Origin of the sequence: Photobacterium sp. GB-1 (assembly GCF_003026165.1) — a bacterium.
Lineage (GTDB): Bacteria > Pseudomonadota > Gammaproteobacteria > Enterobacterales > Vibrionaceae > Photobacterium.
The window spans coordinates 190,712-206,507 of record NZ_PYOB01000002.1; the positions used below are offsets into that span (position 1 = coordinate 190,712).

14 protein-coding genes are annotated in these 15,796 nt (G+C 39.0%); 4 read left to right on the forward strand and 10 right to left on the reverse strand.

All coding sequences use genetic code 11. From position 1 onward, the window contains the following. Nucleotide 1: 1 nt before the first annotated feature. The 6 genes from C9J45_RS03455 to C9J45_RS03480 form a co-directional block, all read right to left on the reverse strand. Nucleotides 2–475, reverse strand: coding sequence for a response regulator (locus tag C9J45_RS03455; protein ID WP_107206220.1), 474 nt, complete (start codon nt 473–475; stop codon nt 2–4). Between the two features lie 10 nt (nt 476–485). Next, on the reverse strand, nt 486–1,811 hold the full coding sequence (locus C9J45_RS03460; RefSeq protein WP_107292144.1) for an ATP-binding protein: 1,326 nt from the start codon (nt 1,809–1,811) through the stop codon (nt 486–488). Between the two features lie 36 nt (nt 1,812–1,847). Further along, the gene (locus C9J45_RS03465; RefSeq protein ID WP_107292145.1) at nt 1,848–3,263 is read right to left on the reverse strand and encodes a DASS family sodium-coupled anion symporter; all 1,416 of its coding nucleotides are present in this window, start codon (nt 3,261–3,263) and stop codon (nt 1,848–1,850) included. Between the two features lie 337 nt (nt 3,264–3,600). After that, nucleotides 3,601–5,118 (reverse strand): MATE family efflux transporter, encoded by a 1,518-nt coding sequence (locus C9J45_RS03470; protein ID WP_107206217.1) that lies wholly within the window; start codon nt 5,116–5,118, stop codon nt 3,601–3,603. A 110-nt stretch (nt 5,119–5,228) separates the two neighbouring features. Next, nucleotides 5,229–5,645, reverse strand: coding sequence for a CBS domain-containing protein (locus C9J45_RS03475; protein WP_105059872.1), 417 nt, complete (start codon nt 5,643–5,645; stop codon nt 5,229–5,231). A gap of 226 nt (nt 5,646–5,871) precedes the next feature. After that, complete coding sequence (locus tag C9J45_RS03480) at nt 5,872–7,188, reverse strand: DUF945 family protein (RefSeq protein ID WP_107292146.1); 1,317 nt, start codon at nt 7,186–7,188, stop codon at nt 5,872–5,874. A 213-nt stretch (nt 7,189–7,401) separates the two neighbouring features. Between C9J45_RS03480 and C9J45_RS03485 the strand changes: the two genes are divergently transcribed. Next, a complete protein-coding gene (locus tag C9J45_RS03485; RefSeq protein ID WP_107206215.1) occupies nt 7,402–8,394 on the forward strand; it encodes a 2-hydroxyacid dehydrogenase in 993 nt (330 codons plus the stop codon). Between the two features lie 80 nt (nt 8,395–8,474). On the opposite strand, the gene dsdC is transcribed toward C9J45_RS03485, so the two are convergent. Together dsdC and C9J45_RS03495 are read right to left on the reverse strand one after the other, a co-directional pair. Then, complete coding sequence (gene dsdC / locus C9J45_RS03490) at nt 8,475–9,380, reverse strand: DNA-binding transcriptional regulator DsdC (RefSeq protein WP_107206214.1); 906 nt, start codon at nt 9,378–9,380, stop codon at nt 8,475–8,477. Between the two features lie 88 nt (nt 9,381–9,468). Then, complete coding sequence (locus tag C9J45_RS03495) at nt 9,469–10,068, reverse strand: TfoX/Sxy family DNA transformation protein (protein ID WP_107206213.1); 600 nt, start codon at nt 10,066–10,068, stop codon at nt 9,469–9,471. Nucleotides 10,069–10,373: 305 nt separating this feature from the next. Here C9J45_RS03495 and C9J45_RS03500 point away from each other — a divergent pair, with 305 nt between their 5' ends. The 3 genes from C9J45_RS03500 to C9J45_RS03510 all read left to right on the forward strand — a co-directional run bounded on the left by C9J45_RS03500 (nt 10,374) and on the right by C9J45_RS03510 (nt 13,131). Further along, the gene (locus C9J45_RS03500; RefSeq protein ID WP_107292147.1) at nt 10,374–10,961 is read left to right on the forward strand and encodes an LON peptidase substrate-binding domain-containing protein; all 588 of its coding nucleotides are present in this window, start codon (nt 10,374–10,376) and stop codon (nt 10,959–10,961) included. Between the two features lie 124 nt (nt 10,962–11,085). After that, nucleotides 11,086–12,009, forward strand: coding sequence for an HDOD domain-containing protein (locus C9J45_RS03505; RefSeq protein WP_107206211.1), 924 nt, complete (start codon nt 11,086–11,088; stop codon nt 12,007–12,009). 222 nt (nt 12,010–12,231) lie between these two features. Further along, nucleotides 12,232–13,131 (forward strand): lysine exporter LysO family protein, encoded by a 900-nt coding sequence (locus C9J45_RS03510; RefSeq protein WP_107245933.1) that lies wholly within the window; start codon nt 12,232–12,234, stop codon nt 13,129–13,131. 41 nt (nt 13,132–13,172) lie between these two features. On the opposite strand, the gene C9J45_RS03515 is transcribed toward C9J45_RS03510, so the two are convergent. Both C9J45_RS03515 and C9J45_RS03520 read right to left on the reverse strand, forming a co-directional pair. Beyond that, the gene (locus C9J45_RS03515) at nt 13,173–13,643 is read right to left on the reverse strand and encodes an RDD family protein (protein WP_107245931.1); all 471 of its coding nucleotides are present in this window, start codon (nt 13,641–13,643) and stop codon (nt 13,173–13,175) included. Between the two features lie 7 nt (nt 13,644–13,650). Beyond that, nucleotides 13,651–15,267, reverse strand: coding sequence for a PTS transporter subunit EIIC (locus C9J45_RS03520; protein ID WP_107206208.1), 1,617 nt, complete (start codon nt 15,265–15,267; stop codon nt 13,651–13,653). Nucleotides 15,268–15,796: the final 529 nt, after the last annotated feature.

The following is a 15,796-nucleotide window of genomic DNA, read 5'->3' on the forward strand; positions in this document are numbered from 1 at the left end:
CCTAACGTAATCGACGTAGTACCGTTGTGTTGTCTAACACCTCACCCCAGGCTTGGTAATCGAACCCCATATCGAAAATGTATTCCGTAAGCAATGTTCTAACGCAATTAACCAACGAGTCTGCATCCCACGGCTTGTCAAAGTAACTTTCAATACGTGCTTGGTTAATCGCGGCAATAGTATCTTGATGAGTTGCTTGCCCTGTCAGTAATACTTTTTTAGTTTTGATGAAACGGCTATCGTGGGTCACATCAGTCAGTAGCTCTACGCCATTTTTACCCGGCATGATATGATCTGAAATAACGACACCAATATAATGCCCTTCAGCATCTAACTCATCCATCAAAACTAAGGCTTCATCACCAGAATCACACTCTTCTATCATAAAAGCCGATTGTAATGGTGACAGATCTTTTAATACCGCATTTAACACTTCTGGTTGATCATCAACACAGATAACGACTATTTTTTCCATAACTCATCCCTTAGAGTGTCGGTAACTTGATCCTAAACGTGGTGCGTTCTTCATCACTTTTAACCACGACCGTACCGTCATAACTTTGTATGATCCGTTGTACAATTGATAAGCCCAAACCTAAGCCAAACGATAATCCCCCTTTTTTGGTCGTAAAATTAGGTTGAAATATTTTTCGTCGTGTCGGCTCATCAATCATCGGCCCATTATTAGTAATAGTGACTAAGATTTTTTGCTTTACATGTCGAGTCACAATTTCAATTTTCGGTGATGCTGTATTCTCCATAGCATCACAGGCATTTTTAATCAGATTAATCCATACCTGCACTAACTCTGTTGAACTCGCATTAATCGGTGGCAAGACTGCGGGGCGCAATACCACTTCAACAGGGCGTAGATTGCTCTGTAGTAAAGCTAGCGATTTGTGTAAGGTTTCATTGATATCAACATCGTTTTGCCGCACATGATCGCTGCCCCCTAATTGCTTTACCGATTTGACGATGCTGGCAGAATGTTTGGCAGCTAAGCGCATATCGCGTAAATCACGCCCATAGTCCCAATAGCGTAATGCTTCATCTAATTGAGTGAACCATTGCTTAGGAACATCACCTTGCGGAATAGCTTTCGCTAATGTTTTGGCTTGCTCACGAGTCAAATTATGTTGCTTGATTAACACCTTTGCCCGTTCTCGTACCTGTTGCGATCCCGTGGTTTGCCCAACGTTAATTCCTTGGAGCATAAATTCAAGCATCTCGGGTTTGCTTGTTGAAATAGAATCAATAATATTGGTTTGAAGATTTTCTGTTTTGCTACTGAGAACGCCTATCGCATTATTCAGTTCATGGGCAATACCCGCCGCAAGTTGTCCAAGAGTTGTCATCTGTTCAGTGGCATAAAGCTTTTGCAGTGCTTTTTCTTTTTCAAGCGCTTCCATACCAGTAAGCATTTGTCGACGAGCAAGTTCATGAACCATGACAGGCATAAACTGCTCAGTCATAGAGCCATATGTTTCTGGATCTTCCACTGGGGTTAGCAAATCAATCCAAGCAATTTCACTGTCTTTTTCTGCGACCACCGTCGTTGATGCCATTAATGTTTGCGCAAAAAAACTATGCACGCCAAAGAACATGCCTTCTTTGACGACAAACACTTTTGCACTTAAGCCATTCTCTTTATTTTTAAGATACCCAGACAATTCACCACTTTTTACCCAGTAAAGTTTGTCGTTATAGTCATTCTGGCGCAGCACATGCGTACCTGATGTAACAGACATCGTACGCGCAGAATCGCGAAAATACGTATCAATAATCCGCTTTAAGGCTTTTGGTTGAACCATGAACGTGTCCTTGTCTATAGGCGATAGCATTAATGCTTAAATATGGCCAATCACATGCAATAACCCAATCATAGCAAAGCTAAGTGCGACACCGACGACACCAATAATCACCCCTACTTTTGCCATTTGATTACTTTCAACATGCCCCGTTGCATGAGCTAATGCGTTGGGCGGCGTACTAATTGGTAGCGACATACCCAAAGAGGCCGCGAACGTCACCACAAGAATTAATGTTACTTCACCACCAAGTGGTACCAACGACGACATAGACATACCCAGTGCTGCCATAATTGGCAACAGTAAGTTTGCTGTCGCAGTGTGAGACATAAAGTTTGCCATCACTAAACACAACATAGCCGCGCCCACCAGCACCAAGTACGGTGAGAAGCTATCAAACGGAATGCTATTAACCACCCGTTGAGCCAGCCCCGTTTTATCAAGCGCTAAACCCAGCGCAATACCGCCAGAGACCAACCACAGCACATCCCAAGAAATCTTTTTCAAATCTTCTTTATTGATAATGCCGGTTAACGAGAAAATAGCGACCGGAATAAGCGCCACAGTATACGAGTTCATACCATGCACTGACCCCATTAACCAAAGCACTATCGTTAGTGCAAAAGTGACATAAACCGTGATTGCTTTAGGTGTTTTAAGAAACTTGCCTTGGATCGTTAATTCAATTTTCTCCTGTTTTGCTGGATAAATTGCATTAATTAAAAACCATGAAAAAACCAATAAAACCGCGACAAATGGCACGCCAAAAAACATCCACTCGCCAAAAGTGATCATGTTATCTTCTGATAGGTATTTAAGTGCAATCGCATTTGGCGGTGTACCAATTGGGGTACCAATACCACCTATATTGGCAGCAACAGGCACACATAATGCAAACGCAATTTTACCCGGATCTTTCGCTCCAAAAAGTGCAATGACTGGCGCTAATATCGAAAGCATCATCGCTGTCGTGGCGGTATTTGACATGAACATTGAGAAAGTGGCAGTAATTAGCATTAAACCAAACATCACATATTTAGGTTGATGCCCAAACGGCTTAAGTAATACTCGCGCTAAGTTTACATCTAAACGGTATTTAGTTGCCGCCATCGCTAGGAAGAAGCCCCCCAAAAACAACATGATGATTGGGCTAGCAAAGGTAGCCATAATGGCGTTGTAATCCAGTAACTCACCAAAGTGTGGCTGACCATGATCAATACGAAACTGATATAGTCCTTTATTTGAAAGTAATAACAGCTCTAAAACAATGATCACAACAGAGGTAGCATAAATGGGGATAGGTTCGAGCACCCAACACAGTGCTGCTAATAGAAAGATAGCAATAACCCGTTGCTGAATCACAGTTAACCCTTCAATGGGAAACGCAGAAGCCGGTAATAATAAAATAATTAAAGGCAGTAAAATCGGTATGATGTAACGAAGACTTTGACGCATATAGCATTATTCCCTTAACAATAACTACGCCATCACCTTTTTTATTCCGAATATAAAAGATGAAGTTGAGTGTCTTAATCAAGATGCTATTCTTTGTAACTTTGCGAGATAAAGATTGAACATCTCGATATAACACCCTGATTAGATGCAAGGTTATTTTGTAATGCTAATCGGTTAATTTCACAGCGTTAGATCAATAAAGCGATGAAATTAAAGTTTTCTTACAGAAAATTCAACGGCTAGATGCGACGTTTTATAGCCCTAATCAAACAAGAAGATACATAAACTATGCCCTGAATCACAGATACTATTAATATGGTAATTCAGAGCATATTTATTATTTGTTTTTTTCAGCTTTTACATCATCGTCGAGGTGCTCACTATTCAGTGCTTCTTCCAGTACCCCTTCGGTTCCCATATATGTACGAGATGAGCAGAACGGTGTCACTGGCACAGATGGCGTTAATATTTCATTATCGGCCACGTCTTGATGTTCATGCGCTAAACCCATTTTCTTCACTTGTTTTAATACCAAGTAAAAACCCAGTAAACCAAAGACAACAGAGCCAACCGCTTGACCGATTAACACCCCGCTCGCACCTGCAAGGTGTCCGCCAATAAGTACAAACGGGATCGTACCTATTGTTGCTTTCCCCATGTTCAATGCCGTTGACCATGTAGGGCGATTAAGGTTATTAAATGCCGCATTGGCAACAAAGAGTGCGCCATTAAAAATAAAGGTCACCGCGATGAAGGTACAGAACACACCAACAATTTCTGCGGCATCTCCCGTTAAACTAAAGATAGCAATGAGCTGGTTTTGCCCTAGCCATAAAACGATAGACACGAAAACGCAATATATCGCCGTAAAGAGCATTGCATCACGTAGAATTTGTTGAATACGATCCCAGCGTTCCGCACCAAAGTTTTGCCCAATGATAGGGCCAACGGCACCTGATAACGAAAAGATTAAAGCAAAGCAAACTGGCATAATACGCCCAATAACGGCATAACCTGCCACAAAGCTCTCGCCAAATTGCGCGATATTACTGGTAACGACCGCATTACCGATAGGCGTCGCAGTATTAGTTAAGATGGCAGGAAACGCAATTTTAGCAATGGTTGGCATCGCTAGTTTAAACTGAGAAAAATCAGGTTTTGCTAATAATTGATGTTTATAAATTACAACATATAACGAGAAAAGGGTCACAGCTAGGCGCGCAATAACTGAAGATATCGCAGCCCCTTGCATCCCCATTGAAAATCCAAAAATAAATAATGGATCAAGTACTGCATTAACACCACCACCAATCAGCGTTGCCATCATTGAACGACGAGCATCACCCACACCACGCATTGCAGCGCCTGCCGCCATAGATACCGCCATTAACGGTGCGCTTGGCAGTAGAATAACCAGATACTGGCTAGCGGCTTCTGCGACATATCCTTTTGCGCCAATTGCATCAAGTAATAAGGGCAAATTCCACAGCATCGCTGCAACCATTACAATGCTAATAAAGACAGCAAACAACATCACATTTGTCGCCATACTTTTGGCTTGTTCTCGATCGTTTTTACCTAAAGCGCGCGAGACAAGTGCGCCAGCTGCAATGGATGTCCCTATCGATATAGAGGTAGAAAAGAAGACTAACGTACCAGCAAAACCAATAGCCGCTGCCAGTTCCACTTCACCCAACAGGCTAATGAAAAACATATCTAATAAATCAACCAAAAACAGCGCCATCAAGCCGATTGCACCCGTTCCAGACATCACAACAATGTGACGCATTGGTGAGCCTGTAACAAATTTAGCTTGTTGGTTTTCTGTTATTTCTGTTGATGAGTGCTGTTTCACTAAAACCTCTATACCTTATAAAACGGCTCGAATATCCATATTTACAACCAAAAAAATAAAGGCGCTAATTAGCGCCTCTACATAATCGAATAATACTTAAATATATAGCATTAAAGTGGATGTTTAAAGCTATCCCCTATTTGAGTACTGATAGCGGTAAGTACATCACGACGGGTTATCACACCCAGTAATTGCCCATTATCAACCACGGGATAAATCTTAGGTTTTTGCCCCGTCATAATTTGTGCTAACTCAATAATTGAATCATCACTTGATACCGTTAATACATCATCTCGCATACAATCTTTGACAGTATGAGAGTCTTGGCAGTGATAACCGACTTTCAATAATGTATGGATCATATCTTGTTCAGATAAAAAACCGATAACCTGCTTGTATTCATTGATAACAGGCCCACCAATTTGCTTTGCTGTCAACAACTTGTCTAGCGCTACAGATAATGACATTGATTCACTGAATGTCACTGGGCGGACGTTCATATAATCTTTTACTTTTAATGATTCCATGTATCCCCCAAATTACCTTTGAGTATATTCACCTGACAAGCTTTATGGTTATTGTTGATAGCTAAAAACCTGTCCCTTATTAAAGTTAAGTCTATTTCTTCAAATTTACTAAATTAGAATTTATATTTTTATCAACGGTTAAGGGTATTTGACTCATAATTAATACATTGATACAAAAAAGCGCCTCAAAATTAGAGACGCTTTCACATTCAGCCAATGTTTCTGATTAATGCATCATCAGCATAGACAGCATTGCTAGCGGGATTTTCAAGCCTGAACCAAAGACAAGCTGTGAGCCTTCCACTTTTACAGTTAATTTATAGCTATTTTGATCTTCTGTAATAATCTTCTGTTGCAGTAACTCTGGCACTTTCGCTGCAAGCTGTGGTTCATTAGACACAAAAGCTTTTGGCATTGAGATATTAATGTTACCCACTAATTTGCTTGGTAATGCTGCTAAGTTTTCTGACGCACGTGCTAAGCCCGGTTTAAGCTCAAGTAAAAGAGATGCATTCACTTTGCCTTGCTCGGTCATCATGCTGAGATCAGATAAATCAACAGTAGCACCTTTAGCGACTAATAAATCTAGAGCAAGCATTGCATCTTGCATCTGCGCTTGTTGCTGCTCTGCTGTTGTAGACTCTTCCATGACAGCTAAACGACTAATCGCTTTATAGTTAAGATCTTTCAATGCCAGTGCAAAATTGAAATCTGTATATTGCTGACCATCAAGGGTCACAATTTTCTTAATTGAAATATTATTCGTATTCGTTACTTGCTGTGTTTCGTCTGTCGGTGTTTTTTCATCTTTCGGCTGACTTAACGCATTTTTCATCATCACACTCATGCCTTCTAACTCAACATGATGCTGATTATCTGCCGATGCGAAATTTGCTTTACCTAAATTGAATGTCTGATCACCAATCCAGAAACTACCCTGCATTTGACCACTACCTTGACCTGCAAAGGTATTCACTTGCATAGTTTCGCCACTATCAGTTTTCACATCTAAAGAGGGTAACGTATAATTGAAATCACCTGCACCATCCGCATTTGCACTCCCCGTCAACACAAAAGCTTGGCTTTTTACAAATGCGCCCGACTGATTATAATTAATCGGATTAATCGTCATCGTAAAATCGGTATTTCCCGTTAAAGAGGAGTCTATCACTAAGGTTACCGGTTGAACATTTTTGCCCCAAATACTACTGATCAACGGCGCGACTTGTTTATCAATTTCTAATTCACTGCTCGACTTAACGCCTAAAAATCCGTTTTGAATATGATGCTTAACTAACCACGTGGTGGGTAAGCCTTCTTCTTCAAATGTTGCTTTTAAGCTATCTTTTAATTCAATACGAGAAACTGCATCAGAAGAAAGATAACCGCGTTCAAAACTTTGATTCGTAATGGTCATATAAGGGCTGTGATAATTTTTAATCGCCCCCATATATAAACTTTGACCTATTTGTCCTGTGGCTAATGGCCAACAAAGGATCACGGCAACCGCACCCGCTCCTGCTGCAACGTTCTTCAACAACATATTGAATCCTAATTAATAAATTTAAGTGCAAACATATGACTATATCATCAACTTTTTAAAGGGTTGACGTCAACTAGAACTCACTGATAACGAAAAAAACAGATCATCCTTGCAATGTCTATTTTTGATACTTTTCCTATCAATACCAGAGTATTTTGATATGGTATTAACAGCACAGAATATAATAATGAATAAATAAGGTAATTTAGTCTTATGAAAATAGCTCTATTTAGCTCAAAAAAGTACGACCAAGAATCTTTTTCTAAAGTAAATAAATCCTTTAGCCATGATATTACTTACTTCGATTTCCCGCTGAATCTACAAACAGCGAAAATGAGTGAAGGGTTTGATGCTGTTTGTGCATTTGTTAATGATGATCTTAGTGCGCCAGTCTTAAAGTGTTTAGCGAAACAAGGGGTTAAAGTCATTGCGATGCGCTGTGCAGGCTACGATCTTGTTGATTTAGAGGAAGCCAAAAAGTTAGGGCTACAAATTGTACGTGTTCCCGCTTATTCACCCGAGTCTATTGCGGAACATACCTTGGGCTTAATGTTGAGCCTTAATCGCCATATTCATCGTGCTTATCAACGCACGCGTGATGCCAATTTTTCGCTTGATGGCCTAACAGGTTATAACTTCCACGGTAAAACCGTTGGTGTTGTGGGTACGGGGAAAATTGGCTTAGCAACGATTCGTATTTTAAAAGGCTTTGGCATGAATATTCTAGCCTTTGACCCATACCCAAATCCTGCTGCGATTGAATTAGGGGTAACTTATACTAGCCTTGATGAAATCTATCGTTTATCGGATGTAATTACTCTGCACTGTCCGATGTCGAAGGAAAACTATCATATGTTAAATCAACACGCCTTTGACAAAATGAAAGATGGCGTAATGATCATTAATACCAGTCGTGGTGGTTTAATTAAATCAAGTGATGCTATTGAAGCGTTAAAATCACAACGTATTGGTGCGTTGGGTGTCGATGTATATGAAAATGAGAAAGATTTATTCTTCCAAGATAAGTCGAATGATGTGATTCAAGATGATGTATTTCGTCGTTTATCATCTTGCCACAACGTACTTTTCACTGGACACCAAGCCTTTTTAACAGAAGAAGCTTTGGGCAATATTGCTGAAACTACGCTGCAAAATCTGTCTGATTTTGATCAAGGTAAAGTATCAGGAAATGAAGTGTTAGATTAATAAATAATGCCGCTAAATATAAAAATTTAGCGGCATTTTTATTTATGAAATTGATTTAAATAAATAATATTTAGCTGATCTTAACCAATCTCACTAAATAACCAATCACTAAAAGCTTTTATTTTAGGGGTATTTTGCATGTTATGTCGACACACGACATAATAACTAAAAGGTGAAGGTGCCATCATATCAAAAGGTGTAACTAGCCGTTTTTCCACTAACCTTTCAGCAATAAATGAGTGCCTCCCCATGGCAACACCGATCCCGCATTCAGCCGCTTGTAAAGCCAAATCGGAACGATCAAATGTACATTCCGATTCAGGTAATTGCGTACCGTATTGCTCTGCCCATAGCTGCCATTCATCATTCCGCCCAGCTCTAGCCCATGGCGCAGCATCATGGAGTAATAAACATTGCATTAAACCTTCAGGGTTATCATAAAGATCATTTGTAATAGCATAATCATGGCTACAAACGGGCTGCATCGCTTCATCCATTAATTTACACGAATGCAAACCTTGATATTCCCCTTTACCAAAATAAATCGCGCAATCAAAACTTTCCGTTTGAAAATCAACAAGTTCATTACGGGTTCGCAAATGAATACGTAGCATGGGATAAAGATCTATAAAGGATTTTAAGCGGGGTAATAACCAAGTTTGAGCAAACGTTGGGGGTACAGAAATATTTATATCGCCGCTTAACTCAACATTTTTCAAATCACGTATTTCGTGTGCAATATCGCCAAAGTTCGCAGCTAGCACTTGTTTTAAACGAAATCCCTCATCTGTGAGGATGAGCTTGCGGGGCTGGCGAATAAAGAGCTGGACGCCTAATGCTTCTTCAAGGTTTTTAATTTTATGGCTAACTGCACTTTGAGTTAAAAATAGAACTTCAGCAGCACGTGTGAAGCTCATTTGTTCAGCTGCGATAAGAAAACAGTGTAAACCTGAAAGTACAGAACCAGAAAGGTTAGAAAGTTGCATAATACCGCCACATTAAAAATCTAGTAGCAAGCATAACAAGAAAATGATCGGGGCTCAGCTATAAATACTACTCCCCGAATAACGTCAATTAATTAGTTGTACTACGGTATTGCTCAAGCAAGCCTGATTTATACTCGTCAGTTAATAACTGCCAGTGACATCCTTTGACAGCACCAGCAAAAATCCATAACAAATTACGATTGACTTCTTCTCCATGGTGTTCACATACTTTGCGATAAACATTGACTGCACCCAACTCTAGAAAAGTAGATACATCTAATACACCCGTTCGTTTCACCATTCTTTCAAGCGTTAATCGCATATTGGGTAAATCACGTAAACGTTTATTCGCACCAGACTGTTTAAATGCCTTATCTTTACATGAAAACTCAATCGATTTAGCGACCAATTGATTACAAACCTGCGGATCTTTTTCAAAAAGATCTCTTATTTCGTAATAATTAACTGTTGCCGTTTTGCTTTTCTTTATATGTTTAAATTTCGCACAACCTAACTTTATTAACTCAGGATCCAGTTTTTCGCCACCTCGAATATACATAGACGCCGGTGTAACTATCGCAAACATCGCACCGTCTATAAATACTCCTGTTCCACCAAACATGGATCGTTTTTCTTGTTCTCCGAATTTGTTTAAATAATTTAAATAATCTTCCTTTGGTGATGTCACAACTAATTCTCCATAATGTGGTGATAATCAATTATTCCAAACACGTCAAATAACCTAGCCAAACAATAGATTAGATTGTTAATTATTCGACAGAGCAATTGTATGCTCTTAAGCATTGTAGATTAAATAAGCAGCAGCCAAAGATGAGATTACTCGCATATTTTTTGTCGCAAAATAATGTAATCAAACTAGATTTGCAGCATTTATCACGCAAGAATCAATAATGAATTGCATATCTATCATCATTATTATCAGCACCGACTATCTTTAAGGTATTTACAGCAAAAAGAGTATGCTCTGGAGATATGAAAAAAATCCCATTGTTCCCATATGCAAACCACATTCTTCCCGATGGAAGGACGCAACTAAAAATTGCACAAGCTCGTCATATTCGTATGGTGAAAGAAGCCCTTATTTCTAAAAAAGGGTTTGTCATGGCAATGATAGATAACGAACGTGAGCACAGTGAAATTAAAGATGTTCCTGCCTTAAGTACGCACGTTAAAATTATTGACTTCAACCGACTCGAAGGCGATTTATTGGGTATTACGGTAGAAGGTATCGATCTTCTAAAAATAGAACAAATTAAGATTGAGGATGATAAGCTTTTGGTTGCTGAATGTATGCCTGTTAGCACTTGGGCCCCCTCTCAAACGACAACGAGTAACCAGTGTTTAGCTCAACGATTAAAGCAACTTTATTCTTCTCAACCAGAAATGGAAAATTTATATCCAACACCATTGTTTGATGATATGACGTGGGTCTGTCAACGCTGGTTAGAAGTTCTACCAATAGAAGTAAAATATAAGCAAATGCTGATTCATCAAAAAACGCCCAATCTGGCCATTCGTTTTTTAATAAAGTTACTTCAAGATAAAAATTTAAACCATTAGTGGGATTAATATCAGTTCTTTATTAATTTATAACCTACTCACTTCAAATAAATTACGTGATAAACTACTCGATAAGGCTATGAAACGATAGAATTTGATTATTACTTTATAAGATTAGTTTTACATGTCGCATTTATCTTTTTTTTGGTTAAAACATAGCCGTGATCATCAAATAAAAGCGTTGGAATCTGAGTTTTGTAACTTAGTAAAACAATCTGCGCAGCAAAATAAGCTGGAGCTTCCTCCAATCCCTGATGTGCTAATGAAGCTACATCAGTTATGTAATGATGATGAAAGCACCATTCATGACGTGGCTGATTTACTACTTGATGATCCCGTTTTAACCGCTACCATTATTCGAACCTCTAATACGGTATTATTTAACCGCCGTAATGTTGTCTGTAACGATCTTCTTACTGCGGTCTCTCGCCTTGGATTGTTACGGGTCCGTGATATAGCCACCGCTCAAGCAGTTGCCGAATTACGAAAAGTAAAAACTGAAAACTTCGCGTGTAATCAACTGCTCAGTCAAAGTGCGATTCGCTCACGCCAATTTGCAGGTACGATGGCTCTGATTTGTCAAAGCTTGATAAAGCACAGTGACACCCCCTTAAAAATAGAACCAGAAAAAGCGTTATTAACAGGCTTGCTCGCTGATATTGGTATCTTTAGTTTAATCTACGAATATCTTAATTATATTGAAAACGATAATTACCTCGATATCGATATTGCCAAATATATTTTCAAAGAAACCTGCATGAAAACAAGTTTGATCGTATTAAAAGAATGGGGATTTGATAATGATTATCTTGAAATCGCCTCTAATAAACGACAGCCTTATGGAGAAAATAACGATACGTTGAGTTATCTTGATATCGCCCGTATGGCACACCATTTATTGTTATTTAAGAATAACGATGATGCTATCGACGAAAATGATGTTGAGCTTGACCTTGTAGGGGCTGAAGTTATGTATGAATTGACTAATTTACCTACTCACGAATTTAATCAACGAGTGAAAAACATCGTTCGTGAAAGTGGATTCTGACCTAATCCCCACCCCCTTCTTTTTTCTTACTTAAAAAGAAGGGGAAACATCCATCTATAAGCTCCCCACTTGCCTATATACTCCTTCTTTATCGCTGTGTTACATTCACTTTCTGTTAAAAATATAAATAAATGAATTCATTATTGCTGGTTATTTTGTGTTATTGAACCAAATCCTCTAGCAAATAAATTACTCACCCTCTGAATATATTTAAGGACTAATATGTTGTCTGGGATTTTACTTATCTTTTTGCCGCTTATTATTGGCTACCTCATCCCTATTCATAATAAAAAGCACCTCGATTTTATTAATGCTCAAACTAGCCGCTTAGTCTTGGTCATTTTGACATTAATGGGATTAAGCTTAGCTGCGCTAGATAATCTCAGCCAAAACTTAAACCAAATCCTTATCTACACCATGACATTTTTCATCTCAATCAGTGTATGTAACCTTGCTGCACTCCCTTTTTTAGACCGTTTATGGCCAACACAAACGTTTGATGGACACCATCATTTACCGATGGCAAAAATGATGATGGAATCGGTTAAATTGGTTTTTGTTGTTGCAGCAGGGTTGATCGTAGGTCTATTACTCAATGTCGATTTGTCATGGGTTGATCAAGCTAGTGAAGCTATTTTATTACTATTACTGTTTTTTATTGGCATCCAATTACGTAATAGTGGTATGACCTTAAAACAAATAGTGCTCAATAAAAAAGGGATGATTATAGCTGCGGTTATTATTAGCACATCTTTTCTTGGTGGGATCATCGCTGCATTTATTCTCGATATTCCACTTAACCATGGCTTGGCTATGGCATCGGGATTTGGTTGGTATTCTCTCGCGGGTATTTTAATTGGCGACGGTTTAGGAAGTGTATTTGGTGGTGCCGCTTTTCTTAACGAGCTACTACGTGAAATACTTGCGCTAATATTAATCCCACTCCTTATCCATCGTTATCCCAATACAGCTATTGGTTATGCTGGGGCAACTGCTATGGATTTCACCCTCCCCGTAATTCAAAGTACAGGAGGTGTGCGCTGTGTACCTATCGCTATTGTCAGTGGCTTTATTCTTAGCCTGTTAGTCCCCGTTTTCATTTTATTCTTCTTATCACTATAACTGTGATAAAAAAAAACCGCAGTTTTCACTGCGGTTTTTATTTATCGCTCTACCACTGTTGTATGATTTTTTTTGTCATGCCAAGGTGGATTGGTAAACGTAAGATATTGCACACCAGCATAGAGGGGATATAATCCTAATGTGGCAATACATAGATAAATCTTATTAAACTCACGCTTTAAATAACGTTGCTTTGTTAGCAGCTCATCATCGCTAGATATCACTTTCACACTTAACAAAGCACGTGATAGTGAAGTGCCGAGTAACCGATAACACAACCAGTGATACCCCATAAAGACACCAATAAATAAAGCCATGATGCCGATAATTAACAGTAACAATACTGGTAGCGCCATCGTATCGTTAAGTGATAACGATACTCCTGCACCATTGGTAATATAACCAACCACTGCAAGGAAGATATCTTTGACGATCATTGCAAACATCTGCACGATAGCCATATCAATCATAAATGTACCGACACGTCTGTATTTCAACGAAAAGCTGCTCATTGCCTAATTACTTACCAAGTTTTGAATTGATTTGAGCTTTAAATCCAGCCGCTTGTGCACCGTAGATAGCTTGGATACCCGTACCACCGACTTTTACTAAACCTTTAGCACCTAAGTTCTCAGTCCAGTATTTATTATCTTTAACAAGCTCACCGTCTTTAACTGTGATACGTAAACGCGTAATACATGCATCAACGTCAACGATGTTATCTTTACCGCCTAGCGCTTCGATCATTTCATCGATTTGGCTGTCATCAGAACCATTCGCTTTTGCTGCTTGGTAATCTTTCTTACGTACAACCGCAACAGCGCTCCCTTTACGACCCGGTGTCTTGATATCAAACTTCAGAATAAACCAGCGGAATAACAAGAAGTATACAGGACCATAAATTAAACCTAGTAGTGGGATGTAGTACCAGTGGTTTTCAGTTCCGGTTAGGCCAGGAAGCATACCAAACAGTGCAAAGTCAATGAAACCACCACTGAACGTCATGCCCACTTTCACATTTAGCAAGTCCATGATCATGAACGATAGACCAGCTAGTGGTACGTGAATAAAGTAGTAAAGCGGCGCAGATAGGAAAAGGAATGTAAATTCAATCGGCTCGGTAATACCCGTTAGGAACGCTGTTAGCGCAACAGAGAACAATAAACCGCCAACCTCTTTCTTATTCTCTTTATCTGCCAATGTATACATCGCGTATGCAGCAGCAGGTAGACCAAACATCATGAATGGGAATTTACCTGTCATGAAGTTAGTTGAAGAGAACTGAGAATAATCACCGTTAGCTAAAGAGCCAAAGAAGATATTTTGTGTCCCTTTATAAACATGACCTGCAATTTCTACAGTACCGCCAATCTCTGTCTGCCATAGTGGAAGGTAGAATACGTGGTGTAGACCAACAGGGATAAGCGCACGTTCAATAATACCGAAGATGAAAGAGGCAATATAACCGTGACCAGATGCAGTCATTTCACCCAGTGTTGCCCCGATAGAACCAAATGCTGCACCGATGTAAGGCCAAATAAATACTAGCGCAATACCGTAGAACAATGCAGAGAACGCACTAACGATAGGAACAAAGCGAGCACCGCCAAAGAAGCCTAGGAACTCAGGAAGCTTAACATCATGGTATTTATTATGCAGAATAACAGTAATACCACCAGCGATAAGACCACCAAACACACCCATACTTAGCGTATTTTGAATGCCTAATACGTTTTCTAACACCCCCGCGTAATGGTTGCCCATTAACACAACAGTGTTGTTAGTTGTGTCGACCATGCCAGCAACAGAAAGCGTTTTCGCAATCGCAACATTCATTACCAAGTAAGAAATTGTTGCAGCGAGTGCTGCTGCACCTTTTTCAGCACGTGCAAAACCAATCGCAATTGCTAATGCGAACATTAATGGTAGGTTTGCAAAAACGATACCGCCCGCTGCAGTCATAACCTGTAAGAAACTATTTAAAAGTGTTCCGTCTTGCAAAATACCAATATTGTACGCATCAATCATGCTTTGGTTGGTAAAGCTACCACCAAGACCAAGCATAATACCAGCAGCTGGTAATAGCGCTATCGGTAGCATTACTGCTTGCGATAGTTTACTAAAGAAGGCTTTCATTACCTTATCTCCTCGATATGGGATCTAAACTTGTATCAAAAATAATTCAGACTTTATTTGTCTTTGTAACCATTATTTTTATTAATTCAATAAGCGTAGTAATGCACACTCACACGAGACAAGCTCAAATTACCGAGGTAATTGATTGTGATAGTGAACATTTAGCTCCTGAGTACTATATTTACCTGAAATAACATAAACACTAACGACATACCCCCGTAGTCATAATGTTAGTATTCATTCTTTGTTATTTCGGCATAAGTATAAATTTCGATAATTAATATAACTTGATGATTGTCATATTTACTAAAAGATAGTGATGAAAGATTCAGAATATATAATGGCGATCACATCAAAATAAATATATTAAAAAGCAGAAACAAACCAATAACCAATTGATAATAAATAACTTTTAAACCAATCAATCTATTAATGCCAATAGATTAATCTCTAAAAAGTAACTTATGTAACCAATGTAACATTCGTTAAGTAAATAAAACTATTTATCGTTAGCATAAGTTAATATGGG